The following is a 24,897-nucleotide window of genomic DNA, read 5'->3' as shown; positions in this document are numbered from 1 at the left end:
AGCCTGCGTAAGGCCTTGATATTATACGTCAGACAGCTGCCCTGCGTCCAAACGGATTTGCCGGTCCATACGGGCCGCCAGCGCGAGGTTATGCGTTGCAATCAGCGCCGACAGGCCTGTGTCGCGCACAAGATTCATCAGCGCATCAAACACCTGATCCGAGGTGCCGGGATCCAGATTGCCCGTGGGCTCATCCGCCAGCAACATTTTGGGCGCATTGGCCAGCGCGCGGCAAAAGGCGACGCGTTGCTGTTCGCCCCCCGACAGCGCACCGGGGCGATGCGCGGCCCGCGATGCAATCCCAACCGCAGAGAGCAAGCCCGCCGCACGCTCCGCCGCTGCGGCTTTGGACACCCCATTGGCCAGTTGCGGCAGAATGATGTTTTCAGCGGCGTTGAATTCCGGCAGCAAGTGGTGAAACTGATAGATGAAACCCACATCGCTGCGCCGGATCGCAGTGCGGCGCGCATCGCTGAGGCCCCGCATCTCTTCGCCCTCGATCAGGACCTGACCGGTATCGGCCTCATCCAGCAGACCTGCGATGTGCAACAGCGTGGATTTCCCTGCACCCGATGGTGCAACCAGCGCGACCACTTCACCCTTGGCAATACGCAGATCCACTCCGCGCAGGACGGTGACGGCATTGGCCTGACCTGCGTTGTAGGACTTGGTGATGCCGCGCATTTCGAGGATTGGATTACTCATAGCGCAGCGCCTCAACCGGGTTCATGCGTGCCGCGCGCCGGGCAGGAAAGATTGTCACCACAAACGACAGACCAAGCGACAGCGCCACAGCGGAGAGCACATCCCTGAGGTGCAGTTCGGCGGGCAGCGCATAAATCCCGCGAATGGACGGATCCCAGACACCGCCCCCCATCGCGACATTCACAAAAGAGAAAATCGGATCAATATAGAGGGCAAAGAGCGAACCCAGAATGACACCCGCGGCTGTGCCGATAATGCCCGTGAACGCGCCGCAGATGAAGAACACCCGCAGGATGGACCCCTCGCTCAGCCCCATGGTGCGCAGGATGCCGATGTCGCGGCCCTTGTTCTTCACCAGCATGATGAGGCCCGAGACGATGTTCATTGCGGCGATCAGCACGAGAATCGACAGGATGATGAACATCACATTGTCCTCGACTTCGAGCGCGCGCAGAAAGCCGCCGGATGCATCCTGCCAGGTCCAGAGTTGCCCACGCTCCCCGGCGGCTTTCAAAAGCTCCATGCGCATCAGATCGATGCGTTCAGGCTCTTGAACCATCACTTCAATTTCATCCGCTACCCCCTGGCGATTAAAGAAACTTTGCGCCTCTTTAAAAGGGAGGTAAGCGCGTGTTCGGTCGATGTCATAACGCCCGGCGGTAAAGATGTATGTCACCTCATAGGCGTTCACGCGCGGCGATGTGCCAAAGGCGGTTTTCACCCCATCCGGCGAGATCAGACGGATGCGATCCCCGATACCGACCCCCAATTCGCGCGCCACACCAGAGCCGAGGGCAATCCCCTCACCAAAGCGCGCGATATCACCACGCGATGTGGCCGGATCCGCAATGCGCGGCAATGAGCGCAGGTTTTCAGGGGCCACGCCAAACACTTCGACACCGGCATTTCGCCCGCGATGCGCGGCCATGACCTGCCCCCGTACCAGCGGTGCGACGCGGGTGACACCCGGCACCACCGCAAGCTCCGCGGCGATCGCATCAAAATCCGGTATGGTGCGATCCATCTGGCCATTTTCCGTCACGGATGCCAGCGCATAAACGGTCACATGGGCATTCGCCCCCAAAATCGTATCCACGAATTCCGCCCTGAAACCGGAGCGCACAGAGAGGGTGGCAATCAGCGCAAAGACCGCAAGCGTGATGCCGATCAGGCTGATCCACGTCATGACACTCACACCGCCTTCGCTGCGGCGGGCACGCAAATAGCGCCATGCAATCATCCATTCGAAACCCGCAAATGGTGGGGGTGTTCTGGTCATTCAACGTCCTCGACTGAAACTGCGCGCAACCTGCGATTTCGCGCGTCGCGGGTCAAGCCGACAGTGCTTTGGATCTGCGCCGGGACCGCAACAAGCCTGCGAGCAAAGCCGCCGATATGCCCCCGGCAACCCCGCCAACTCCCGCAAACAAGGCGCTCGCAAAGGTGATCGGTAGCGCCGGTTCGAAGGCCTCCCACGCCCCTTTTACGATTTCCCCGTCCGTCAGATGCGCAAAATGATAGGCCCGCATGAAAGGCCCCTGCCCCTCTAGCGTGTCAAGCGCGGCGCGCAGCCCGTCGTAGCGCCGGAACGCCTGTTGCATATCCGCGCGGCGCGCCTGCACAAAGGCCGAGCCCGTCATCTGCGCCAGCGCCTCCTCCCGGCTGAGCCCCAGTGAGGCCGCAGATGCATCGAAATCCAGTATCACTTGCTGCAACGCGTCCACCGCCCCGCCAAGGCGCTGCAGATACTGCTGTGAAAACGCCGGAAACTGCGCAGCGCCCAGCGCGCCCGCGACACTTGCCGCCAGAATGAAACCGCGAAGGATCATCGCCTTCTCCCGCTCATCCCCCGATGGCGCCTCGACAGCCTAGCAGAAACAGCGCGCCGCTCAAAGCCCCGCGCCGCGCGTCCTTGCTTACAGGTTGCCACTCACATGATGGGGCGCGTATATTTTAGCAATCTTTTCAATTGCCTCTTCGGGTGGAAGCTCTGAGCTTTCGCCGGTCTTGCGGCTGGTCAGTTCGACAACACCGTTTTTCAGCCCCCGTGGCCCCACCGTGATCCGCCATGGCAATCCGATCAGATCCATGGTTGCGAATTTGCCGCCTGCGCGTTCCTTGCGATCATCATAAAGCGGATCAAGCCCGAGCGCACGCAATGACGCATAAAGCGCATCACAGGCTGCATCAGCCTCCGTATCGCCCTGTTTCAGGTTCACGATTCCGCAGTGGAACGGCGTCACGCCTTCGGGCCAGATGATGCCCTTCTCGTCATGGCTGGCCTCGATGATCGCGCCGACAAGGCGGCTGACCCCGATCCCGTGGCTGCCCATATGTACAGCCGTCGGTTTGCCATCGGGGCCCTGCACCTTAGCGCCCATCGCATCGGAATACTTGGTGCCAAAATAGAAGATCTGGCCGACCTCGATCCCCCGCGCCTGGCGCTGACGCTCAGCCGGGATCGCGGCGAACAGGGCCTGATCATGGGTTTCATCCGTGCGCGCGTAAAGGTTGGTGAATTCTTCCATCACCCCCTGACACTGTTCGACGCTGTCATAGTCAATGTCACGGTCCCCAAAGGTCAGATCGGTCACGGCGCTGTCATAGAACACCTCGGATTCTCCGGTGTCCGCCAAGACCAGGAATTCATGCGTGTCATCGCCGCCAATCGGGCCGGAATCAGCGCGCATCGGAATGGCCTGCAATCCCATCCGCTCATAGGTGCGCAAATAGCTGACCAGATGGCGGTTATAAGCGTGCAATGCGTCCTCTTTCGTCAGATCGAAATTGTAGCCGTCTTTCATAAAGAACTCGCGCCCCCGCATCACACCAAAGCGCGGGCGCATCTCGTCGCGGAATTTCCACTGGATGTGATAGAGCGTCAGTGGCAAATCCTTGTAGCTGCTCACATGGCTACGGAAAATGTCGGTGATCATTTCCTCATTGGTCGGCCCAAAGAGCATGTCGCGGTCCTGTCGGTCCCTGATCCGCAGCATTTCAGGCCCATAGGCATCATAGCGCCCACTTTCGCGCCATAGATCCGCCGATTGCATCGTGGGCATCAGCATCGGCACGTGGCCTGCGCGGATTTGTTCCTCATGCACGATGTTTTCCAGCTTGCGCAGCACCTTGAACCCCAGCGGCAGCCACGAATAAATCCCTGCCGCGTTCTGTTTGATCATCCCGGCCCGCAACATCAGACGGTGGCTGACAATCTGCGCCTCTGCCGGGTTTTCGCGCAGTACGGGCATAAAGTATCGGGTCAGGCGCATGGGGTGTCCTCATCTGGTCTACGGAATGCCCTTGATTAGGCCAAAGGCGCGCGGCTCGCAATCGCCAAACCGTCTCAACAGGCTGAGCTGAAAACCAGTCCTTTCGCTCAAACAGGAAATAGGTTTTTGCAGCGCTACACTTCTGCCCAAACCTGCGGTAAGCACGGTGACATCGCGACCACAAAGGACAGAGAGAGAAAAATGGCCCTGCCCATCCGGGATCAGTTGAAATATTGGGGAATTGCCACCGCGGTGCTGTTGGTTGCGCTGATGTTCTTGGGCGATGTGCTCTTGCCCTTTGTTCTTGGCGGCGCAATCGCCTATTTTCTGGACCCTGTGGCAGATCGCCTCGAACGCCTCGGCCTGAGCCGGGTCGCCGCGACCGCGATCATTACGCTTTGCGGCTTGTTGGTTTTCTTTATTGTCGCGCTGCTCGTGATTCCTGCCCTCGTCGAACAGGCTGTAAAGCTGGTCAATGTCGCGCCGGAATATGCACGCAATATCACCGCCTTTTTGACAGAACGCTTCCCAACGCTGCTGGATGAAAATTCTGCCATGCAGCGCTCCCTGCATTCGCTGGGTGAGACGATCCAGAGCCGGGGTGCCGAGTTGTTGGAGACGGCACTGTCTTCTGCGGCGTCACTGTTGAATGTCTTGATCCTCTTGATCATCGTGCCGGTTGTCGCGGTGTATCTACTGCTGGACTGGGACAATATGACGGCAAAGATCGACAGCCTGCTGCCCCGCGATCATGCCCCGACCATCCGCCAGCTTGCGTCCCAGATTGATCAGGTGCTGGCGTCATTTATCCGCGGTATGGGCACCGTCTGCCTGATCCTGGGGACATATTACGCGATCGCCTTGATGGTTGCGGGGCTGCAGTTCGGGCTTGTGGTCGGGTTCATCGCGGGGCTGGTGACATTCATTCCCTACCTCGGGGCCCTGATCGGCGGGGCCTTGGCCATCGGGCTTGCCCTGTTTCAATTCTGGGGCGAGTGGATGTCCGTGGGCATCATTGTCGGCATATTCGCGCTGGGTCAGGTGCTTGAGGGCAATGTCATCACGCCCAAACTCGTGGGCAATTCCGTCGGGCTGCACCCGGTCTGGCTGCTGCTGGCGCTGTCAGTCTTTGGCGCACTCTTCGGGTTCGTGGGCATGCTCGTAGCCGTACCGCTCGCCGCGGCCCTCGGGGTTCTGGCGCGCTTTGGCGTTGCGCAATACACAAACTCGCTGCTTTATCGTGGCATGTCGGACAAGGATCAGGACTGACATGCCCGAACAGCTTGGTTTGGACCTGCCCGGCATCACCGCACTGGGGCGGGCGGATTTTCTGGTGGCGCCGTCAAATGCTCTCGCCGTGGCCCTGATCGAGGGCTGGCAGGACTGGCCGGGGCGCAAACTTGTGCTGAGCGGCCCGGCAGGATCGGGAAAGACGCATCTTGCACATGTGTGGGCCGCCCTCAGCGGCGCAGAGATCTGTCCGGCGCGCGACCTTGTCGGGCAGGACATTCCCGATCTGGCACGACGTTCCGTCGCGATCGAAGACGTGCCCGACATCGCCGGGAATGCGCAGGCTGAAACGGCATTGTTTCACCTACACAACCTTGCGTTGGCCGAGGGCAACGCACTGCTCTTTACCGGTGAGGCCGCGCCGCGTGCGTGGCATCTGAACCTGCCGGACCTCAAAAGCCGGATAGAGGGGACGCAGGCGGTCTCCCTTGATTTGCCCGATGACGCGCTGCTGTCGGCGGTGCTCGCCAAGCTTTTTGCAGATCGGCAACTGACGCCGAAACCTGAGCTGATTGCCTATCTGATCCTGCGCATCGACCGCTCGTTTGCAGCCGCGCGCAGGATCGTTGCGGCCCTTGATGCGGCATCGCTGGCGCAAAAGCGCCCGCTCTCACGGCAACTTGCGGCGGCAGTGCTGGACAAAGAGGATCAGCTTGCGCGATAAATGTCATTCAGCCGACACATGCTTTTTGCAAAAGGTCAAAATGACACAAGCAGATTTTCTCAGCGCAGATTTTCCAGAACCGGTGGCGCTTCCCAATGTGGATGCAAGCGGACCGGAGCGGTTTTTCAATCGGGAACTGAGTTGGCTGGGCTTCAACTGGCGCGTACTGGAAGAAGCCGAGAACCCGCGCGTCCCCCTGCTGGAGCGCTTGCGGTTCTTATCCATCTCAGCGACCAATCTGGATGAATTCTACACCGTGCGGGTGGCAGGCCTGCGCGAATTGGCCATGGCGGGCAATACCACCCCGGCGGCCGACGGGCTGACCCCGGCCGAGCAACTGGTTCTGATCAACAATGACGCGCGCACGCTGATGGAAACGCAGCAGCGTGTTCTGGTTGCGCTGCTTGCCGATATGGAAGCCGAAAACATCTCCGTGCTCAGACGGGATGATCTGACCGCTGCAGACAAGAAGTACCTCGAAGAGGTTTTTCTGACGCAGGTTTTCGCTGTCTTGTCGCCGCTTGCGATTGATCCCGCGCACCCTTTCCCGTTCATTCCAAACACCGGATATGCCCTCGCCCTGCAGCTTGAACGCAGCCGCGACAAACGCCCCTTGCAGGCGCTCTTGCCGATCCCCGCACAGATCGAGCGTTTCGTCGCGTTGCCCGCGCCCGATGGCAGCCACCGCTTTCTTCCCCTCGAAGAACTGCTGGTCATGAACATCGCGCAATTGTTTCCCGGCTATAAGCTCAAGGCGCATTTTGAATTCCGCGTGTTGCGCGACAGTGATCTGGAGGTCGAGGACGAGGCCGAAGACCTCGTGCGCGAATTCGAGGTGGCGCTCAAACGGCGGCGGCGCGGCGAAGTCGTGCGCCTGACCCATTCCGCCGGTGCACCGCCCAAGCTGAAATCGGTGATCATGGAAGAACTGGATGTTGATCTCGACGAGGTGATCCAGCTTGATGGCATGGTCGGCATGGCCGACCTCGCCGAATTGGTGCTGGATGCGCGCCCCGATCTTCTGTGGCCCAATTTCACCCCGCGAATCCCTGAACGGGTCACGGACCATGACGGCGACATGCTGTCCGCGATCCGCAACAAGGACATGTTGTTGCACCACCCCTACGAGACGTTTGACATGGTGGTGCGCTTTTTGCAGCAGGCCGCACGCGACCCGCAGGTTGTCGCGATCAAACAGACGCTCTATCGCACATCACGCGACAGCCCGATTGTCGAAGCACTTTGCGAAGCGGCGGAGGGCGGCAAATCCGTCACAGCGCTGGTTGAGTTGAAAGCCCGCTTTGACGAAGCGGCCAACATCCGCCAGTCCCGCCGCCTCGAACGCGCGGGCGCCCATGTGGTTTACGGGTTTCTTGACCTGAAAACCCACGCCAAGATTTCCACCATCGTGCGGCGCGAGGGCAATCAACTCGTGACCTATACCCACTATGGGACCGGCAATTACCACCCCATCACGGCGCGGATTTACACGGACCTTTCGTTTTTCACCTGCGATGCGCGCCTCGGGCGTGATGCCACCAAGGTTTTCAACTACCTGTCGGGCTATGCACAGCCCGATAGCCTCGACAATCTTGCGATTTCGCCGATCACGCTGAAACCACGGCTGCTGGAACTGATCGCCGCCGAAGCGGATCACGCCCACAATGGCCGCCCGGCCGTGATCTGGGCCAAGATGAATTCCCTGATCGACAGCGAAGTCATCGACGCCCTATATGCGGCCAGCGCTGCCGGGGTCAAAATCAGTCTGGTGATCCGGGGCATCTGCGGTCTGCGCCCCGGGGTGAAAGGTCTGAGCGAAAACATACGTGTCAAATCCATCGTGGGGCGGTTTCTGGAACACTCCCGCATCGTCTGTTTTGGCAACGGCGCGGGCCTGCCCCACAAGAAAGCGCGCGTTTTCATCTCATCAGCGGATTGGATGGGTCGCAACCTCAACCGGCGCGTCGAAACGCTGGTCGAGATCGAAAACCCGACGGTCAAAGCGCAGATCGTCAGCCAGATCATGGCTGCAAATCTGGCGGATGTCGCCCAAAGCTGGGTGATGCGCCCCGATGGTGTTTTCGAACGCCCCCCCGTCCAAGAAGGCAAGTTTGCCTTTAACTGCCATCGGTTCTTCATGGAAAACCCGTCGCTTTCCGGCCGTGGGTCCGCCGGTGCCTCGGATGTTCCCAAACTGACGCACACCGAAGACTGACGCCCACACACAACAAAACGCAAAAGCCGCAAAAATAACCCCGTGATCCGCATTGACGGCTGCGGTGTTTTTGAACAGGCTGCGCGCGAACAGCCGGTGTAGGTCCATGAGCGAAACCAACCTGAACCCTGGAACCCCGGATGCCAGCCATCCCGATGCTGGCCTGTTCGGGCAGCCGCTTTTTCGTGATCCGGGTGCGCGGGCGCTGGCACGTGTCGGCGTTGTTGATGTGGGCTCGAACTCCGTTCGGCTTGTGGTTTTTGACGGGGCTGCGCGCAGCCCGGCATATTTTTACAACGAGAAGATCATGTGTGCGCTTGGCGCGGGTCTGTCCGACTCCGGCGTTCTGAACCCTCAGGGACGGGTGCGCGCGCTGAGCGCATTGCGCCGTTTTCAGCATCTGGCACAGGGCATGGGATTGCCCAATCTGACCGTTGTCGCCACCGCCGCCGTCCGGGATGCAAGCGACGGGCGCGATTTTTGCGCAGAGGTTTTGCGCGAAACAGGCCTGCGCATCTGGGTCATCGACGGCAAGGAAGAGGCACGCCTCTCCGCGCAGGGTGTCTTGCTGGGATGGCCGGGATCTTACGGGCTGGTCTGCGATATCGGGGGCTCGTCGATGGAGCTGGCAGAGATTTCCGACGGGCGCGTGGGGCGTCGGGTCACATCCTCTCTTGGACCACTGAAACTGCGCGAGATCAGGGGCGGCAAGAAAGGCCGCGAGGCACATATCAGAGAAACCATGACGGCCCTGCAAGAGGCGATGGGCGCGCAGCGTGACCGGCTTTTCCTTGTTGGTGGATCATGGCGCGCCATTGCACGGATTGACATGCACCGGCGCGGCTATCCGCTGCACGTGCTGCATGAATACCGCATGACCGCGCGCTCCGTCAGCGCCACCATCAAATTCATCGAGAAAAGCAACCTGGACGAATTGCGCAGCGCCTGCGGTATCTCGTCCGCCCGGATGAGCCTTGTTCCGCTCGCAGCGGAGGTGCTGAGCCGGTTGGTAAAAACCTTCCGGCCCAAGGATATCGCGGTGTCAAGCTACGGCATTCGCGAAGGCATGCTCTATGAGCAAATGCCCCAGCGTTTGCGCGACCGCGACCCCTTGATTGAATCCTGCCGTTTTGCGGAAGCAAAAGACGCCCGCATGCCGGGTTTTGGCAAATCCCTTTATGCCTTCATCCACCCGTTGTTCAAATCTGTCCCCGCCTCCCGGCGCAGGCTGATCAAAGCGGCCTGCCTGCTGCATGACGTCAGTTGGCGCGCGCACCCCGATTACCGGGCCGAAACCTGTTTTGACAATGCAACCCGTGCCAATCTGGGCGGCCTGAAGCATTCCGAACGGGTGTTTCTGGGCCTTGCGCTGCTGCATCGCTATTCAAACAAACGCGAAGGGACGCGTTTTGCCGAGCTATATGAATTGATTGACGAGGCCGAACGACGTCAGGCTGAGATACTGGGCAAGGCGATGCGCTTTGGTGCCATGCTCTGGATGACGCAAGATGCCAAACGCGGCACACTGCGTTGGTTTCCAAAGAAAAAACACCTGCAGCTGAGCCTGACGCCCGACATGGTCCCCTTGTTCGGAGAGGTTGCAGAGGCGCGGCTGATGTCCCTTGCCGCCTCGCTCGAAGCCAGCGTCGAGGTCAAAAAACTGCGTTAGAGCGCCTGACGAAGCACCTGGAACATCACATCACGCATTGAAACCCTTGATTTCAGGCAGCGTTACGTGATTCAGGTCTTTTGCCTGACGCCTTAAAGCTCGATCTGGGGAACGGGGTCTGTTTGCTCCGGGACCGGGTCAACGTCAGGTTTGCGACGAATGATGATGTCGCCATTGTCCAGCATTTCCGGCGGCTCATAAGCGGACCAGTCCTTGACCTCATCCATCAACCCCATCATGGCGGGCCCCATTTCCTCCATGAAGCTGCGCATCTCTTCCCATGCAGGTTGCATCTCTTGCAGCAACCCTTCGAGGAACTGCTGCGCGCCCCTTTCCATCAGGGAGGACCCGTCCTCCTCCTGCGCCAGGGCAGGATGGCCCGCGACGGTCAAAACAAAAAGTGCAGCAAAAACCCGTTTCATGGACAGACCATAACAATCCATCCGCGATTCTGACAGATCAGATCAATCCGACCACAGGCAATGGCACTGAGGTGCCGCCGCCTGACAAACCCTTGACCGCATCACCCTTGTTCAGCGCGGATGTCGTCCCATGCTTTATTGATGTCCGACATGCGCTTCTGCGCAAGTTGCAACGCTTCTTCGGGCACACCCCGCGCGATCATTGCATCGGGGTGATTTTCGCGCACAAGGCGGCGGAACGTCCGGCGTATGTCCTCGATCGGCGTGTCCGGGCTGACGCCCAGAACGGTATAGGGGTCTTGGGGCGCATCGGGTGCGAATCTCATCCGCAGCCTGTTGAATTCGGATTTCGGTATGCCGAAAATATGGGTCACCTTTTCCAGAAAGGCGTTTTCGTTCGGGTGATAAAAGCCATCCGCCATCGCGATATGAAACAACCCTTCAAGAAGGTCGCGCAGGGTGTCGGGCTGCCCGCTGAACATGGTGCCGATGCGCTGCGCATATTCCTCAAAGCCCGCTGCATCCTGACGCGCAAGATTGAACACCTTGGCGGCCCCTGCCTCATCCTGTGCAGCGATACGAAAGACTTCGCGAAAAGCGGTGACCTCATCGCGGGTCACGCGCCCGTCCGCCTTGGCCATCTTGGCCCCCAGAGCAATCACCGCAATCGTAAAGGCAACAGACCGCTCCGGCGGGCTGCGCAGCCGGTCGAAAACGGCCGACAGCCCTTCGCCCGCCGTCAGAGCGGAAAGCGCGTCAGTGATGCGGGACCAGATAGACATGCGCGGACCATAGCCCCTGCGGCGCGGACTGTCAGGCCATCAACCGACGTATCAGAGGTTTTTCTGCATCAGAATAAGGTCAAGCCACTGCCCTTGCTTGTACCCCACACCGGGAAGATGCCCGACCTGTATGTAGGCCAGCCTTTCATGGAAACGGATCGCGCCTCGATTGTGACTGCTGATTGCACCGATCATGACCTTTTTACCTGCCGCGCGGGCAGCGGTTTCCGCCTGCGCCATCAGCGCGCGCCCAATGCCGCGACCATGCGCCTGTGGGTCGATAAGGATGGTATGTTCAACCGTCGCGGCATATCCCGGCCCGGGTCGAAACGGTCCAAAGGTCACAAAACCGACAAATATCCCTTTGTTTTCCGCGATATGAAACTGCGTCGGCGCTGAGGTGATGCGCGCCGCGACCTCTGCGCTGGTTTTTGGCACCGTGGTGAATGTCGCCAATGTGTCGCGGATCATCCAGTTCCACAAAGCCGCAATTGCCGCGCTGTCCTGAGGTGATGCAGGTCTGATCATGCCCCCAGTGTACGGGGCCCCTGCGGTGTGTCAAAATCTGCCTGCATCGCCACAGGCCCTGTTTCGATCGAAATGCGGTCATCCTGCATCTGACCTCGTAACAGGTCCTTCAACTGTAACGCCTGTGGATGGGTTACCGTCAAACGGCGCAGTGTGACCCCAGAGCGCGGCAGGCGTTCAGCCGGGTGCGGTGCGGATTGCCATTCGATCAAGGCCGGGGCGCAATTGTCAAAGGGCAATATTCCATCCTGTGGCACGGCCATCTGCCAACGCAGATCGCCCCGCTTCAAAGCGACCGGCTTTCCGAACGCCTCCGGCATGTTGACCAGTGTTTCGGCTAAATCACCTGTCCGGCAAATCCAATTGGTCAGGCGCGGCGCGCCCTCGAAACGGTCCAGATCAAACCACCTCGGTCGATCTGGCTGCGGCGCATCCGGGTTGATGGCAATCGCCTCAAGGTACAGCCCCGCTTCGAGGCCCAGCAGGGCGTTATGCGTAAAAAACACGTCATGCGCGCCACCGTCTTGCAGGGCGACGCCAAGCGCATCTTCGACATAAGCGCGCGCGGCCGACAGCGTTTCACCGGCGATTGCAATATGGTCAAACGCGATCAACCGCGCGCCTCGGCAATCAGTTTGAGGATATCCTGCGCCGCTTCGGGGATATTGGTGCCCGGTCCGAAAATGGCCTTAACCCCTGAATCGTAAAGGAACTGATAGTCCTGCTGTGGGATTACGCCACCGCAGATCACCAGAATATCCTCCGCTCCCGCTTCCTTGAGGGCCGTGACCAATTGCGGTGCCAGTGTCTTGTGGCCCGCCGCCTGGCTGCTGATGCCGATCACATGCACATCGTTGTCAACCGCATCCTGTGCGGCCTCGGCGGGCGTCTGAAAGAGCGGTCCGACGTCCACATCAAACCCGATATCCGCAAAAGCGGTCGCGATCACCTTGGCCCCCCGGTCATGCCCGTCCTGCCCCATTTTCACGACCAGCATACGCGGTCTGCGCCCTTCGGTCTCGGCAAAGGCTTCGACCGATTTCTGAATGGCGGCAAAACCCGCATCCCCTTCGTAAGCCGCGCCATAAACACCGGCGAGGGTTTTTACTTCGGCTCTGTGGCGGCCAAAAATCTTTTCCATCGCCATGCTGATCTCTCCTACTGTTGCGCGGGCGCGTGCCGCCTCAACGGCCGCTTCCAAAAGGTTGCCACCTTCCGCCGCGCGCCGGCTGAGTTCTTCAAGGGCGGCGTCGCAGGCCGCGCCGTCACGACCGGCACGTACCTGTTCCAGGCGCGCAATCTGACTTTGGCGCACGGCGGCGTTGTCGATGTCCAGAATGTCGATCAGGTCCTCTTTGTCGCGGCGGTACTTGTTGACACCGACAATCACTTCGGTGCCCCGGTCGATGTTGGCCTGACGGGTGGCGGCGGCCTCTTCGATGCGCAACTTGGGCATGCCGCTGGCCACGGCCTTGGTCATGCCGCCCATTTCCTCAACCTCTTCGATCAACTGCCACGCCGCCTCGGCCAGATCATGGGTCAGTTTTTCGACATAGTAGGACCCGGCCAGAGGGTCAACCACATTGGTCACACCCGTTTCTTCCTGCAAAATCAACTGGGTATTGCGTGCAATCCGGCTTGAGTTTTCCGTGGGCAACGCAATCGCCTCATCCAGCGCATTTGTGTGCAGCGATTGTGTGCCCCCCAACACCGCGCTCATCGCTTCATAGGCCGTGCGGATCACGTTGTTATAAGGGTCTTGTTCCTGAAGGCTCACACCGGAGGTCTGGCAATGGGTCCGCAACATCGAGGATTTGGGGTTCTTCGGTTCGAACTCCTCCATAATCCGCGACCAGAGCAAACGCGCGGCACGCAGCTTGGCCGCTTCCATGAAAAAGTTCATCCCGATGGCGAAAAAGAAGCTCAGCCGTCCGGCGAATTTATCCACATCCATGCCCCGCGCAATCGCGGCGCGCACGTATTCGCGCCCGTCAGCAAGGGTAAAGGCAAGCTCCTGCACGAGGTTCGCGCCCGCCTCCTGCATGTGATAGCCGGAGATGGAAATCGAATTGAATTTCGGCATCTCGGCGGAGGTATATTCGATGATATCCGCGATGATCCGCATCGAGGGTTCGGGCGGATAAACATAGGTGTTGCGCACCATGAATTCCTTGAGAATATCGTTCTGGATTGTCCCCGAAAGTACCGCGCGGTCATGCCCCTGCTCTTCCCCCGCGACGATGAAATTCGCAAGGATCGGAATAACCGCACCATTCATCGTCATGGAAACGGACACTTTATCCAGCGGGATGCCGTCAAAGAGGATTTTCATATCCTCAATACTGTCGATGGCCACGCCCGCCTTGCCCACATCGCCTTCAACGCGTTCGTGGTCGCTGTCATAACCCCGGTGTGTCGCCAGATCAAAGGCCACCGAAACACCTTGTTGCCCATTGGCCAGTGCTTGGCGGTAAAAGGCGTTGGATTCCTCAGCCGTCGAAAACCCGGCGTACTGGCGAATGGTCCAGGGGCGGCCTGCGTACATCGTGGCCTTGACGCCGCGCGTATAGGGCGCCGCACCGGGGGTTGAGCCGAGGTGTTTGACGTCTTTCAGGTCTTCTTCGGTATAGAACGGTTGTACGTCGATCCCTTCAAGCGTGCGCCACGTCAGGTCCTCAATCGGACGGCCGCGCAATTCAGCTTCAGCGAGGGCGCGCCATTTGTCTTTTGTCGAGCTCATCTTCTTGTCCTTTGTTTTGTGCCATCCGCGGCAGGGTTGGCCCTGCTCTTTCCGGGCGGCGATCCTCTCTCAGTGTGGCACGGCCATCAGCGCCCGCTGTCAGCCACATTATATCATCAGCATGGATTTCCCGCAGGGCTGCATGCTCTTCATTCGTAAACGGATTCCAGCGGCCCATGCCAAAGGGCAGGTCCGACGATGCGGCTCCGCGATCATTTAACACCCGGCGCAGTTCAGGCAGGCGCGGCATCCGGTTCAGCCATGCGCGCTGCGTGTCAAACGGCGCATCCAAACCGGCGCCCTGCGCCAAAATCAAGTCAGAACGCCCCCTGAAGTCTTCAAACGGCAAAACGGCAATCGTGGTTCGCGGCAGCGCATCAGAGATATCGGTGATCACATCCCGCCACCCGCGCGCATCCCGCGCGATTTGCGCCAAGGCATCACGATCCGGCACATCCAGCCCTTGTGAAATACCATGCGCAAGGGCCGAACACCAATATGTCTCAAGACTGCGGATACTGATCAAAACGGTTGAAATCTGTGCCCCAAGCCTCCCCGCGACCTGCTTTAGCCGCGCGCCCGCCGCCGGGTAGAGCCTGCGTTGCTCAATATTCTGCGCCACGCTCCCGAGGCTGTCCGCATCGCTGATCAGGAGAGTTTGCATGCCGCGTTGGCGCGCTTGATCCATCTGGCTTTGCACGCAGCCATAATCCTGCGCTGTCAGCCCGACACGCGACACAGTCCGCGCATCCGGAAAGGTGGTTGATCGGGCAGGTTGAAAGCAGGCAATATCACACGCCGAAAGCGCCTCCGCATGGCGGCGCAGATAGTCCTGAAAACTTGCAACGCCGGTGCGATGCGCCCCGATATGCAGAATGATGTCCATAGCGCAACTGACCTGCTGAGCAGAGGCCGCCCCTGTCGGCCGGTGTATTGGGGGATGCGTTTGCATTACACCAAATCCATTGCTGCAGGTTTAATGGTAAATTTGCGCGACACCCCCATCGCATCTTGAAAATTCCGGCCTATATTAGCTGCAACAGGAGACATCATGAAAACACTACTACCCTTTGTTTTAGCAGCTCTTTTCGCCTCCCCCCTCAGTGCCGAGAATGGCGAGGCCCCTGCGAGCGAACAGTTGTTCTTTTCCATGGATGAAGTGGATTTGTCACAATTTAAGTGGAAAAAACGCCCCGTCGTGGTTTTTGCCGATTCGGATCTGGACCCGGCCTTTGTCGAACAGATGAAGTTACTGCGCGAAAGACCGGATGAATTGATGGCGCGCGACGTTGTCGTGATCACGGATACCAACCCCGAACCGCTGTCAGATCTGCGGCGCAAACTGCGCCCGCGCAATTTCATGCTGGTCCTGATCAACAAGGAGGGCACAGTCAACGTGCGCAAACCCTTCCCGTGGGATGTGCGCGAGGTGAGCCGCAGCATTGACAAGATGCCGATCCGCCAGCGCGAAATCCGCGAGGAAAAGGCGCGCGCCGCCGAAGGGTAGCGCGCGGCATCTTTCCTGAAAATCTGCGGCGACGGACACTCAGGCATCGCGTTTATTCGAACTCCATGATCACATCATCTACCGCGAGGCTGTCGCCCGCATCGGCATTAACCTTGGTCACGACTCCCTTGCGTTCGGCGCGCAGGATGTTCTCCATCTTCATCGCTTCGATTGTGCACAGCGCCTGACCTTCCTGCACCTCGTCGCCGACGGCGACATCCAGTTTGACCATCAGACCCGGCATCGGGCAGAGCAGCATTTTCGATGTATCGGGCGGCAGTTTCTCAGGCATCTTGCGGGCCAGTTCCGCCTGACGGGGTGTGCGAATATGGACCTTGAGGTCCGCGCCACGGGTGCGGATGCGAAAACCGCCCGACACCTTGCCAACCTTCAGGATCAACGGCGCATCCGCGACTGTCATTTCCGCCAATTGATCGCCCGGCGTCCATGAGCCGGACACACGCAGGCGCGCGGCATCCTCGAACAATACTGTTGCACCGTCCTGATCCGCGTCAATCTTGAGGTCAAACGAATGGCCCTGCAGATGCGCGTTCCAGTCGCTGCCCACTTTGCGCTCGTGGTTGTCCATGCGGCCGGACACCCGCGCACGACGGATTTCAGCCACCCGGTGCATCGCCGCACAGGCCGCTGCAATGCGGCGCAACTCGGCCTCCGGCAAGTCGACCCCTTCAAAGCCATCGGGGTATTCCTCGGCGATAAAGGCCGTGGTCATATCCCCCGACACGAACTTTGGATGATCCATGACCGCCGACAGGAACGGCAGGTTATGCCCGATGCCTTCCACCTCGAAACTGTCCAGCGCAACGCGCATCTTCTCAATGGCTTCTGCCCGCGTCGGCGCCCAAGTGCAGAGCTTGGCGATCATCGGGTCGTAATACATGCTGATCTCGCCGCCCTCATAGACGCCGGTATCATTGCGCACGGCCATATCGCCCGCTGGTGCATCCCCCTGCCATGTTTTCTGCTCTAGCAGCGGACCTGCCGCGACTTCTGCAGGCGGGCGATAGCGCGTCAGCCGCCCGATGGAGGGCAGGAATCCGCGATAGGGGTCTTCGGCATAAAGTCGGTTTTCAATCGCCCAGCCCGTCAGCGTGACATCGTCCTGCGTGATCGACAGCTTTTCGCCATTGGCCACGCGGATCATCTGTTCGACCAGATCGACACCGGTGATCAATTCGGTCACCGGATGCTCCACCTGCAACCGCGTGTTCATTTCGAGGAAATAGAAGTTCTTGTCCCCATCCACGATAAACTCAACCGTTCCTGCGGAGGCATAGCCAACCGCCTGCGCCAAGGCGACCGCCTGTTCGCCCATGGCTTTGCGGGTGGCCTCATCCAGAAACGGGCTTGGGGCTTCTTCGACGACTTTCTGATTGCGGCGCTGGATCGAACATTCCCGCTCGCCCAGATAAATCCCATTGCCATGGGTATCACAGAGCACCTGAATTTCGATGTGGCGCGGCTGCGTGACGAATTTCTCGATGAAAATGCGGTCATCGCCAAAGGAGTTCGCCGCCTCGTTCTTGGACGACTGAAATCCCTCGCGTGCCTCATCGTCATTCCAGGCGATCCGCATGCCCTTGCCGCCGCCGCCCGCCGAGGCCTTGATCATCACCGGGTAGCCAACTTCATTCGAGATTTTGACCGCATCCTCTGCGTCCTCGATCAGGCCCATATAGCCCGGCACGGTGCTCACCCCGGCCTCCTTCGCGATCTTTTTCGACGTGATCTTGTCACCCATCTTTTCGATGGCCCCGACAGGCGGGCCAACAAAGGCAACACCCGCCGCCTCAAGCGCCTGCGCGAATTTGGCGTTTTCGGACAAGAAGCCATAACCCGGATGCACCGCCTGCGCCCCGCTGGATTTGATCGCCTCCATGACCTTGTCAATCACGATGTAGGACTGGTTTGCAGGAGGCGGTCCGATATGCACCGCTTCATCCGCCATCTGGACATGCAAGGCTTGCCGATCCGCATCGGAATAGATCGCAACGGTTGTTATACCCATCTTCCGCGCGGTCTTGATGACACGACAGGCAATTTCTCCGCGGTTGGCAATCAGGATCTTATTGAACATGTGAAGTCTTTCTGTAGCAGGAAGGATATTTCTGAGTGAGGCCAAGACATGCCAAAGGGCCGCGCAAGCCTAGCCTGCGCAGCCCGAATGAAGGCGCTTGGATGTTCGTGTTCGGTCTAGTTACACTGACCGGGGTTGAGCTGGCAGTAGAGCACGTTTGCCCCCGCACCAAGTGCCGCCCCCTGAGCGAGACCGTTGTTCGTGATAACCGCCGCACCGGCACCGATGGCAGCACCCCCGACGGCCTGTTCACCAATTGAGTCGCCACAGGCCGCAAGACTGAACCCTGCCGCCATGACAAATGCGATTGCTTTGATCTGCATTCCCGAATTCCTCTGAACTTGTTCTTTTGTTTTTTGGGTGAGGCGGAGATACGTGCGCTCTGCCTCACCGGCAGAATACCACAGTTGTCCACCCTGCTCAAAGAGACGGGCAACAATGGCAAAAAAGCGCCACGTTGCCCGTCAGGGGAAGGGGTACGAATAGTGTACACAGATACCATGCGGGGATATGCGCCGGCATCTGCACTCTCATGGATACACGCCTCGGTTGAAAAATAAAGCGAAAATTTGGAAAAAATCGCTTCACTGGCCAGGACCCGCCGCTTGGACGGAAATTCAGGCGAAAAAATGCCGATCATGTCTCAAAGGCCTCCGGGAAAGAGGCGCGCGCCACTTTTTCGTCAATGACCAGCATCGCTTCATAGCTTGCAGGATCAAATGGATCCGTCGCGGCAACCACTTCACGGCCGAAAAGCCATGACAAGCGACCCGCGTCCAGATTTCCGCGCTCGAAGGGCTCCGCACCAAAATGCAGCCACAGCGCTTTGAAAAACGCGGCATCCGCCCGACGGTCCGCGGGCTTGCGGTCGTGAAACCGCTCACGGCGGGACAAAGGCGTCACCCCACGCGGATTGAACCTGCGCAGCGTGAAATGATAGTCTGTTCCCGGAAGCCTTCCAGGAAAGCCCTTGTGCTTCAACATATTACATCACTTATCTCATGCATCGCATCAACACCATGGCGGCTGGTGCCATGATCACTGAACCTCGGGTGCGCGTCGCTCACCATAAATCCTTCCATGCGCAGGCGCCATCTACGACGCGAAAGGCCTCGACATACTGTGTTGCCTCTGAATCAGACGCGCCGAATTCCAACGGTCGATCCAACATCGCGATGGAAATCACATCTGTTTCCAGCGAATACTGCCGCATGTAGGGTAAGGCGACCGTGTTGCACAAATGCTCGAAATCGCTCTCCACCTGCGCAAACGACAGGTCGAATGCGTCTCGCCCGATGCCCAACGCCAGAAACCGAAAGCGCAGCCAGACTTCCTCCCCCACCTGATCAATCAGCACTTCGAACAGCTCGATGACCTGACCGGACGGCACGTCTTGCACGGATGCGTTCTGGTGAAACGCCCCGCCCGCATCTGGCATTATTACCGCGACTGACATATCCGCCCCGGCACCGCCGACCCGCCATCAACCCTCGTGACGCAGTCAAACGGCGGCACATGTTCCGGGGTATCGGGAGATTTATGGAAAATCATACCTTACAACACCTTACAGTGGGATGTTATCGTGCTTTTTCCACGGCATCTGTACCGACTTGTTGCGCAAGGAGGCAAAGGCCCGCGCCACACGCTTTCGGGTGCTGCGCGGCTGAATCACCTCATCCACAAACCCGCGCTCGGAGGCGACAAAGGGGTTGGCAAAACGCTCTTCGTAGTCAGCCGTATGTTGCGCGATTTTCTCAGGGTCACCCAGATCACCGCGGTGAATGATCTCAGTGGCCCCCTTCGCCCCCATCACCGCGACTTCGGCGGTTGGCCAGGCGTAGTTGAAATCAGCGCGCAGGTGCTTGGATGACATCACGACATAGGCACCGCCATAGGCTTTGCGTGTGATGACCGTCACCATCGGCACCGTTGCTTCACCATAGGCGTAAAGCAGCTTGGCACCGTGTTTGATCACACCTCCGTACTCCTGGCTGGTGCCGGGCAGGAAGCCGGGCACGTCAATCAAGGTGAGCAGCGGGATTTCGAAGGCGTCACAAAAGCGCACGAAACGCGCCGCTTTGCGCGAGCTGTCAATGTCCAGACATCCCGCCAGAACAAGGGGTTGGTTGGCGACAACACCCACCGTGCGCCCCTCAAGACGGATGAAGCCTGTGATGATGTTTTTTGCGAACTCTTCCTGTATTTCGTAAAAGTCACCCTCATCCGCCAGCTTATGGATCAGCTCCTTCATATCGTAAGGCGTATTCGGATTGTCCGGAACAAGCGTGTCCAGCGAGGGCTCGATCCGGTCCGGATCATCAAAAAACGGTCGTACCGGCGGCTTTTCGCGGTTGTTCAGAGGCAGGAAATCGACCAGTCGACGCACTTCGGCCAAGGCTTCCACATCGTTTTCAAAAGCGGCATCGGCCACCGATGACTTGCGGGTATGCGTCGTGGCGCCCCCCAACTCTTCCGCAGAGACCTGTTCATTTGTAACGGTCTTGACCACGTCGGGTCCGGTCACAAACATATAAGAGCTGTCTTTGACCATGAAGATGAAGTCAGTCATCGCCGGAGAATAAACCGCACCGCCCGCACAAGGCCCCATGATCATGCTGATCTGCGGCACAACGCCCGACGCCATGATGTTGCGCTGGAAAACCTCGCCATAACCCGCAAGGGAATCAACACCCTCCTGAATGCGCGCGCCGCCCGAGTCGTTTATCCCAATCACCGGGGCCCCGTTCTGCATCGCCATATCCATGATCTTGCAGATTTTCTTGGAATGGGTTTCGGACACCGAACCGCCAAGCACGGTGAAGTCCTGACTGAAGACATAGACAACCCGTCCGTTGATCGTCCCCCAGCCCGTAACAACACCATCGCCCGCAGGCTTTTGATCTTGCATGTTGAAATCGGTGCAGCGGTGCGTGACGAACATGTCGAACTCTTCAAAGCTGCCCTCATCAAGCAAAAGGTCCACACGTTCACGCGCCGTCAACTTGCCACGACCGTGCTGTGCATCGATCCGCTTTTGCCCGCCACCCAATCGGGCAGCTGCCCGGCGATCTTCGAGTTGCTCAAGGATGTCTTTCATTCTGAACCCCATTTTTGGTTTTCGGACTTTTACCGAAACAAGGATCGGAATCGAAGGACAAAGAAGCAAATTTGCAAACTTTATTCACGGTAATATTTGCAAAGTGCAAAACTGCAAATATGCTCCTATGGCAGCAGGGTTTTGCACCTATTGGCTGTTGCCCGGAATAGTGGGTATTTACCTCATATAGTCAACGACTTAAAGACTTTTTCCACCTCCAGAAATACCGAACGCACTCTGACCAGCGCCGGGCAGAGAGACCGAGCCGGGCGAGACAGCACAACGCGAGATCATTTCCCCGAGATACAACCGGGCAGCCCCCGCCCCACATCTCCTCTGAACACTTCGGGGTGCGGGGTCCTTTCGCAGCTCATCAAAACCCGGCCCGGGACGGTGTGTCTGCGCGCCCGGGCGACGGATTACGGGTCTGTCGATGGACAAGCCGCCAGTGCTGACCTACAAAACCGTTATGTCTAAACTACCCGCCGTTCGTTTCTTTGATCGGACTACACCCCCGCACATTTCGACGCTGATCCTGCTGGCAGGCATGTCCGCGATTGTCATGAACATGTTCCTGCCAAGTCTGCCGCGCATGACCGCGCATTTTGAAACGGATTACGGGATCATGCAGCTTTCGGTGGCGCTCTATCTCGGCATCAGCGGGGTGTTGCAGCTGTTTCTGGGGCCGATCTCGGATAACTTCGGGCGCCGGCCGGTCATTCTGGTCGGTCTGGCCGGCTTTCTTCTCGCCACGCTGGGCTGCATTTATGCGCCATCGGTCGAGGTGTTCCTGTTCTTTCGCATGTGTCAGGCCGTGGTCGCTGTGGCGATGGTGCTGAGCCGTGCGGCCGTGCGCGACATGTTCGAACAGGACAAGGCAGCCTCCATGATCGGCTATGTCACGATGGGCATGGCGGTGGTGCCCATGGTCAGCCCGATGTTTGGCGGAATTCTGGATCAGATGTTTGGATGGGAGGCTAATTTCTGGGCCCTTTTCATTCTCGGTGCGCTCATGCTCTGGGTGGCATGGGCGGATATGGGAGAAACGGCCGTCAAGAGCGGCAAGACCCTGACCGCGCAATTCGCCGAATACCCCGAACTCCTCACCTCCCCGCGGTTCTGGGGCTATTCGCTGGCGGCGGGTTTTTGTTCAGGCGCGTTTTTCGCCTATCTGGGCGGCGGGCCTTTCGTGGGCTCCGTGGTCTTCGGCATGACACCCTTCTGGGTCGGGATTTTCTTTGGCGCGCCTGCAATCGGGTATTTCTTTGGCAATATGTTCACCGGAATGTTCGCGCAACGCGTCGGGATCAACACGCTGATCCTGATCGGTGCCTTGATCAATGCCGCGGGCGTGGCGCTGTCTTTGCTAATCTTCCTCCTCGGCGCGGGCAGCCCGATCAGCTTTTTTGGCCTGATGACATTCGTCGGCTTGGGCAACGGCCTTGTGATCCCGAATGCGACCGCCGGCATGCTGTCGGTGCGCCCGCATCTGGCAGGCACGGCCTCCGGCCTTGGCGGGGCCATCATGATCGGCGGCGGTGCGGCATTGAGCGCACTGGCAGGCGCGACCCTGAACGAAGCCACAGGCGCATTTCCGCTGCTTTACATCATGCTTGCGACGGCCCTCGCGGCAGTTGCGTCGATCATGGCAGTCTATGCACGCGAACGCCGCCTGACGCGCCAGAACAGCCCGTTTTAAGCCACCGGTTAGGCAAGTCTTAACCATGATGACGCACCTTGCTTCGGCGGGTTTGCAAAGTTAGCCTTTGCCGACTCGACCCATTTGCAAAATCTGCGGAAAGGCACCCGAATGGCCACACAAAAACTATACGCGGGGGCCAAGCTGCGAGAGCTGCGCACCCGTATCGGCCATACGCAAAAGGACTTTGCCGCAAAGCTGGGCGTGTCTCTGCCCTATCTCAACCAGATGGAAAACAACAACCGGCCGGTGTCGACAACGGTTGTGCTGGCCTTGGCGCAGGAGTTCGGTCTGGATGTCACGGAACTCAGCGAGGGCGACAGCGAGCGGCTGGTCAGCGACATGCGCGAAGCATTGGCCGACCCGGTTTTTGCAGAAACCCTGCCGCCCCTCGCGGATTTGCGGCTCGCCGCGTCAAATGCGCCGACCTTTGCACATGCTTTCCTGAAACTGCACCGCAGCTACCGACAGATGCAGGAACGGCTGGCCTCACTGGATGAGGCATTGGGGCGCGAAGATGCGCGCGCCACTCCCAGTCCATGGGAAGAGGTGCGCGATTTCTTTCACTATTGCGACAATTACATCGACGCCGTGGATCGCGCCGCTGAGCGTTTTGCGACGCGGGAAGGGACCTATCGAAACATCCGCGTGGCCGCTGTCTCCACCCTCGGCAACAGCGATGTAACCGTCGCTTTTGAGGAAACGGACCGGCTCCGGCAGTATGACGCGGAAACCAAGAAGCTGACCCTGTCGCGCCGGGCCCCTGCAGAAAGCCAGACCTTTCAGTTGCTGCTGCAGGTGGCTCTGGTCAAACAGGACGCCCTGCTTGAGGCGACGCTCGACCTTGCCCGGTTCCACACCGCCGAGGCGCGCGCCATCGCCAAGATCGGACTTGCCAATTATTTCGCGGGTGCAGCGCTGATGCCCTACACGAAGTTCCAAGAGGTCGCCGCAGAGTGTCGGCATGACCTCGAAGTTCTGGCAGGGCATTTCGGCGCCTCGATCGAGCAGGTGTCGCATCGCCTCTCCACGCTGCAACGCCCCGGGGCCAAAGGTATCCCGTTCTTTTTCGTGCGGGTCGATCAGGCGGGCACGATCACGAAACGCCACTCCGCCACTCGCCTGCAATTCGCGCGGTTTGGGGGGGCCTGCCCTTTGTGGAATGTGCACCGTGCCTTTGAATTGCCCGGCCGCTTTCTGCGCCAACTGGCGGAAACACCAGATGGGGTACGCTACATCAGCCTGGCGCGTGATGTGACGAAACCCGGCGGGCGGTTCGGCGCGCCCGTGCGGCGCTATGCCATCGCGCTGGGGTGCGAGGTCCGTCATGCGCGCGATCTGGTCTACGCTGATGGTATGGATCTGACGACGGATCACGCCTTTGAACCGATTGGTATTTCCTGCCGGATTTGCGAGCGCAGCACCTGTCATCAACGCGCCGTGCCACCGCTGGAACGCCAGCTCAAGGTCGATCCGAACCTGCGGGATGTTCTGCCTTACAGCATCGGATAGGCTTACCGGCGGGCGGCACGCCAGCCCGCCGCGCGCGCCTCGGCCACAGAACAGAACCACCGCTCGCCCTGTTTGGTACGAATACGGGTGCGGTCATAATGATGCTGGCCCGGCACATGATAGATGCGCGTGCCATCGCTTGAGATGTTGCCCTTGATCCGGCACGCCCCGTCCGGCGGCGCATCGGCGTTCGAGCGTGATTTGCGAAACTCCGCCGGGGATTGGAAACGGCTCGAATGAAGCCCTGCGCCACGTGATGCGGCGGCGCGTTCCATGCCGGTATATGCGTCAGAGTATCGCCTGTAGGAGAATGCCAGACCCTCTGTCACAAGATTTGCCGCGATGTCCTGTCCATCGACGTTGCATCTTGCCACCATCCGGCCATAGCGGTCGGTATCTATCGAAACGCACCGCGCTGTTTTTCCGCCAAAGCGCGCCGTTACGGTTTGACTGACCCAAGCGCCGCAGCGCCAGATCTCACCGCCCGTCGTGGTGCAGGTCTGATCCGCTTCGGGGGCGTCGATCCCGTGCAGACGCACACGCGTGCCGCCCACATCCAGCGTATCACCGTCAATCACGCGGATCACGCCCACAGTACCCGCCACCGCAGACGACGCACCCGTGCAGACTGCCATTGCAGTCAACATGCTCAAGACCCACCTCACCATGTGCATGAGATGTGCATCTCACGCCGCCA

At 59.3% G+C, this 24,897-nt stretch carries 23 protein-coding genes; 7 read left to right on the top strand and 16 right to left on the bottom strand.

Annotation, left to right across the window (positions count from 1 at the left end):
- Nucleotides 1–21: 21 nt before the first annotated feature.
- The 4 genes from RD1_RS09485 to proS form a co-directional block, all read right to left on the bottom strand.
- Entirely contained in the window at nt 22–705 is a 684-nt protein-coding gene (locus RD1_RS09485) for an ABC transporter ATP-binding protein (RefSeq protein WP_011568267.1), read from the bottom strand.
- The gene (locus RD1_RS09480; protein ID WP_011568266.1) at nt 698–1,984 is read right to left on the bottom strand and encodes a lipoprotein-releasing ABC transporter permease subunit; all 1,287 of its coding nucleotides are present in this window, start codon (nt 1,982–1,984) and stop codon (nt 698–700) included. The genes RD1_RS09485 and RD1_RS09480 overlap by 8 nt, the downstream gene beginning before the upstream one ends.
- Nucleotides 1,985–2,036: 52 nt before the next feature.
- Nucleotides 2,037–2,534, bottom strand: coding sequence for a DUF2937 family protein (locus RD1_RS09475; protein ID WP_011568265.1), 498 nt, complete (start codon nt 2,532–2,534; stop codon nt 2,037–2,039).
- A gap of 87 nt (nt 2,535–2,621) precedes the next feature.
- Nucleotides 2,622–3,977, bottom strand: coding sequence for a proline--tRNA ligase (gene proS / locus RD1_RS09470; RefSeq protein ID WP_011568264.1), 1,356 nt, complete (start codon nt 3,975–3,977; stop codon nt 2,622–2,624).
- A gap of 201 nt (nt 3,978–4,178) precedes the next feature.
- Here proS and RD1_RS09465 point away from each other — a divergent pair, with 201 nt between their 5' ends.
- The 4 genes from RD1_RS09465 (at nt 4,179) to RD1_RS09450 (ending at nt 9,815) form a co-directional block, all read left to right on the top strand.
- Entirely contained in the window at nt 4,179–5,246 is a 1,068-nt protein-coding gene (locus RD1_RS09465) for an AI-2E family transporter (protein ID WP_011568263.1), read from the top strand.
- A gap of 1 nt (nt 5,247) precedes the next feature.
- Nucleotides 5,248–5,931 (top strand): DnaA ATPase domain-containing protein, encoded by a 684-nt coding sequence (locus RD1_RS09460; protein ID WP_011568262.1) that lies wholly within the window; start codon nt 5,248–5,250, stop codon nt 5,929–5,931.
- Nucleotides 5,932–5,971: 40 nt separating this feature from the next.
- Nucleotides 5,972–8,146, top strand: a complete 2,175-nt coding sequence (locus RD1_RS09455) for an RNA degradosome polyphosphate kinase (protein ID WP_044033405.1) — start codon at nt 5,972–5,974, stop codon at nt 8,144–8,146.
- A gap of 106 nt (nt 8,147–8,252) precedes the next feature.
- Complete coding sequence (locus RD1_RS09450) at nt 8,253–9,815, top strand: Ppx/GppA family phosphatase (protein ID WP_011568260.1); 1,563 nt, start codon at nt 8,253–8,255, stop codon at nt 9,813–9,815.
- Between the two features lie 92 nt (nt 9,816–9,907).
- Here the strand turns inward: RD1_RS09450 and RD1_RS09445 are convergent, their stop codons facing one another.
- The 6 genes from RD1_RS09445 to RD1_RS09420 all read right to left on the bottom strand — a co-directional run bounded on the left by RD1_RS09445 (nt 9,908) and on the right by RD1_RS09420 (nt 15,173).
- On the bottom strand, nt 9,908–10,237 hold the full coding sequence (locus RD1_RS09445) for a hypothetical protein (protein WP_011568259.1): 330 nt from the start codon (nt 10,235–10,237) through the stop codon (nt 9,908–9,910).
- A 101-nt stretch (nt 10,238–10,338) separates the two neighbouring features.
- Nucleotides 10,339–11,019, bottom strand: coding sequence for a molecular chaperone DjiA (locus tag RD1_RS09440; RefSeq protein WP_011568258.1), 681 nt, complete (start codon nt 11,017–11,019; stop codon nt 10,339–10,341).
- 51 nt (nt 11,020–11,070) lie between these two features.
- Nucleotides 11,071–11,547, bottom strand: coding sequence for a GNAT family N-acetyltransferase (locus RD1_RS09435; RefSeq protein WP_011568257.1), 477 nt, complete (start codon nt 11,545–11,547; stop codon nt 11,071–11,073).
- Entirely contained in the window at nt 11,544–12,161 is a 618-nt protein-coding gene (locus tag RD1_RS09430; RefSeq protein WP_011568256.1) for a VOC family protein, read from the bottom strand. Before RD1_RS09430 ends, RD1_RS09435 begins: the two co-directional genes overlap by 4 nt.
- Nucleotides 12,158–14,287: a methylmalonyl-CoA mutase gene (scpA, locus tag RD1_RS09425; protein ID WP_011568255.1), complete on the bottom strand. Its 2,130-nt coding sequence runs from the start codon at nt 14,285–14,287 to the stop codon at nt 12,158–12,160. Before scpA ends, RD1_RS09430 begins: the two co-directional genes overlap by 4 nt.
- Entirely contained in the window at nt 14,250–15,173 is a 924-nt protein-coding gene (locus tag RD1_RS09420) for a hypothetical protein (RefSeq protein WP_011568254.1), read from the bottom strand. Before RD1_RS09420 ends, scpA begins: the two co-directional genes overlap by 38 nt.
- A 165-nt stretch (nt 15,174–15,338) precedes the next feature.
- Here RD1_RS09420 and RD1_RS09415 point away from each other — a divergent pair, with 165 nt between their 5' ends.
- Nucleotides 15,339–15,794 carry a DUF4174 domain-containing protein gene (locus RD1_RS09415; protein ID WP_011568253.1) on the top strand — a complete coding sequence of 152 codons (456 nt, stop codon included), beginning with the start codon at nt 15,339–15,341 and terminating at the stop codon, nt 15,792–15,794.
- A 52-nt stretch (nt 15,795–15,846) separates the two neighbouring features.
- Here RD1_RS09415 and RD1_RS09410 read toward each other — a convergent pair whose 3' ends face one another.
- From RD1_RS09410 to RD1_RS09390, 5 genes are all read right to left on the bottom strand, one after another.
- Nucleotides 15,847–17,892, bottom strand: a complete 2,046-nt coding sequence (locus tag RD1_RS09410; RefSeq protein ID WP_011568252.1) for an acetyl-CoA carboxylase biotin carboxylase subunit — start codon at nt 17,890–17,892, stop codon at nt 15,847–15,849.
- A gap of 116 nt (nt 17,893–18,008) precedes the next feature.
- Nucleotides 18,009–18,215 (bottom strand): hypothetical protein, encoded by a 207-nt coding sequence (locus RD1_RS09405; RefSeq protein ID WP_011568251.1) that lies wholly within the window; start codon nt 18,213–18,215, stop codon nt 18,009–18,011.
- Nucleotides 18,216–18,528: 313 nt separating this feature from the next.
- Nucleotides 18,529–18,876, bottom strand: a complete 348-nt coding sequence (locus RD1_RS09400) for a hypothetical protein (RefSeq protein WP_011568250.1) — start codon at nt 18,874–18,876, stop codon at nt 18,529–18,531.
- Nucleotides 18,877–18,955: 79 nt separating this feature from the next.
- Nucleotides 18,956–19,348 (bottom strand): DUF6497 family protein, encoded by a 393-nt coding sequence (locus RD1_RS09395; protein WP_011568249.1) that lies wholly within the window; start codon nt 19,346–19,348, stop codon nt 18,956–18,958.
- 108 nt (nt 19,349–19,456) lie between these two features.
- Complete coding sequence (locus RD1_RS09390) at nt 19,457–20,989, bottom strand: acyl-CoA carboxylase subunit beta (protein ID WP_011568248.1); 1,533 nt, start codon at nt 20,987–20,989, stop codon at nt 19,457–19,459.
- 469 nt (nt 20,990–21,458) lie between these two features.
- On the opposite strand from RD1_RS09390, the gene RD1_RS09385 reads away from it, so the two are divergent.
- Together RD1_RS09385 and RD1_RS09380 are read left to right on the top strand one after the other, a co-directional pair.
- Nucleotides 21,459–22,688 carry a multidrug effflux MFS transporter gene (locus tag RD1_RS09385; protein ID WP_044033403.1) on the top strand — a complete coding sequence of 410 codons (1,230 nt, stop codon included), beginning with the start codon at nt 21,459–21,461 and terminating at the stop codon, nt 22,686–22,688.
- A gap of 111 nt (nt 22,689–22,799) precedes the next feature.
- Nucleotides 22,800–24,200 (top strand): helix-turn-helix domain-containing protein, encoded by a 1,401-nt coding sequence (locus RD1_RS09380; protein WP_044033057.1) that lies wholly within the window; start codon nt 22,800–22,802, stop codon nt 24,198–24,200.
- A gap of 2 nt (nt 24,201–24,202) precedes the next feature.
- Here RD1_RS09380 and RD1_RS09375 read toward each other — a convergent pair whose 3' ends face one another.
- Nucleotides 24,203–24,847 carry a thermonuclease family protein gene (locus RD1_RS09375; protein WP_044033056.1) on the bottom strand — a complete coding sequence of 215 codons (645 nt, stop codon included), beginning with the start codon at nt 24,845–24,847 and terminating at the stop codon, nt 24,203–24,205.
- Nucleotides 24,848–24,897: the final 50 nt, after the last annotated feature.

The organism is Roseobacter denitrificans OCh 114, from assembly GCF_000014045.1.
GTDB lineage: Bacteria > Pseudomonadota > Alphaproteobacteria > Rhodobacterales > Rhodobacteraceae > Roseobacter > Roseobacter denitrificans.
This window is presented reverse-complemented; position numbering and strand designations above follow the sequence as displayed.

Excerpts from the sequence above, each read along its gene's own strand:
- RD1_RS09480 (WP_011568266.1), bottom strand. The coding sequence starts at position 1,984 with ATGACCAGAACACCCCCACCATTTGCGGGTTTCGAATGGATGATTGCA.
- RD1_RS09450 (WP_011568260.1), top strand. The coding sequence starts at position 8,253 with ATGAGCGAAACCAACCTGAACCCTGGAACCCCGGATGCCAGCCATCCC.
- RD1_RS09445 (WP_011568259.1), bottom strand. The coding sequence starts at position 10,237 with ATGAAACGGGTTTTTGCTGCACTTTTTGTTTTGACCGTCGCGGGCCAT.
- RD1_RS09415 (WP_011568253.1), top strand. The coding sequence starts at position 15,339 with ATGAAAACACTACTACCCTTTGTTTTAGCAGCTCTTTTCGCCTCCCCC.
- RD1_RS09465 (WP_011568263.1), top strand. The coding sequence starts at position 4,179 with ATGGCCCTGCCCATCCGGGATCAGTTGAAATATTGGGGAATTGCCACC.
- RD1_RS09440 (WP_011568258.1), bottom strand. The coding sequence starts at position 11,019 with ATGTCTATCTGGTCCCGCATCACTGACGCGCTTTCCGCTCTGACGGCG.
- proS (WP_011568264.1), bottom strand. The coding sequence starts at position 3,977 with ATGCGCCTGACCCGATACTTTATGCCCGTACTGCGCGAAAACCCGGCA.
- RD1_RS09390 (WP_011568248.1), bottom strand. The coding sequence starts at position 20,989 with ATGAAAGACATCCTTGAGCAACTCGAAGATCGCCGGGCAGCTGCCCGA.
- RD1_RS09420 (WP_011568254.1), bottom strand. The coding sequence starts at position 15,173 with ATGGACATCATTCTGCATATCGGGGCGCATCGCACCGGCGTTGCAAGT.
- RD1_RS09400 (WP_011568250.1), bottom strand. The coding sequence starts at position 18,876 with ATGTTGAAGCACAAGGGCTTTCCTGGAAGGCTTCCGGGAACAGACTAT.
- RD1_RS09435 (WP_011568257.1), bottom strand. The coding sequence starts at position 11,547 with ATGATCAGACCTGCATCACCTCAGGACAGCGCGGCAATTGCGGCTTTG.
- RD1_RS09475 (WP_011568265.1), bottom strand. The coding sequence starts at position 2,534 with ATGATCCTTCGCGGTTTCATTCTGGCGGCAAGTGTCGCGGGCGCGCTG.
- RD1_RS09385 (WP_044033403.1), top strand. The coding sequence starts at position 21,459 with ATGTCTAAACTACCCGCCGTTCGTTTCTTTGATCGGACTACACCCCCG.
- RD1_RS09460 (WP_011568262.1), top strand. The coding sequence starts at position 5,248 with ATGCCCGAACAGCTTGGTTTGGACCTGCCCGGCATCACCGCACTGGGG.
- RD1_RS09485 (WP_011568267.1), bottom strand. The coding sequence starts at position 705 with ATGAGTAATCCAATCCTCGAAATGCGCGGCATCACCAAGTCCTACAAC.
- RD1_RS09375 (WP_044033056.1), bottom strand. The coding sequence starts at position 24,847 with ATGTTGACTGCAATGGCAGTCTGCACGGGTGCGTCGTCTGCGGTGGCG.
- RD1_RS09380 (WP_044033057.1), top strand. The coding sequence starts at position 22,800 with ATGGCCACACAAAAACTATACGCGGGGGCCAAGCTGCGAGAGCTGCGC.
- RD1_RS09455 (WP_044033405.1), top strand. The coding sequence starts at position 5,972 with ATGACACAAGCAGATTTTCTCAGCGCAGATTTTCCAGAACCGGTGGCG.
- RD1_RS09395 (WP_011568249.1), bottom strand. The coding sequence starts at position 19,348 with ATGTCAGTCGCGGTAATAATGCCAGATGCGGGCGGGGCGTTTCACCAG.
- scpA (WP_011568255.1), bottom strand. The coding sequence starts at position 14,287 with ATGAGCTCGACAAAAGACAAATGGCGCGCCCTCGCTGAAGCTGAATTG.
- RD1_RS09405 (WP_011568251.1), bottom strand. The coding sequence starts at position 18,215 with ATGCAGATCAAAGCAATCGCATTTGTCATGGCGGCAGGGTTCAGTCTT.
- RD1_RS09410 (WP_011568252.1), bottom strand. The coding sequence starts at position 17,892 with ATGTTCAATAAGATCCTGATTGCCAACCGCGGAGAAATTGCCTGTCGT.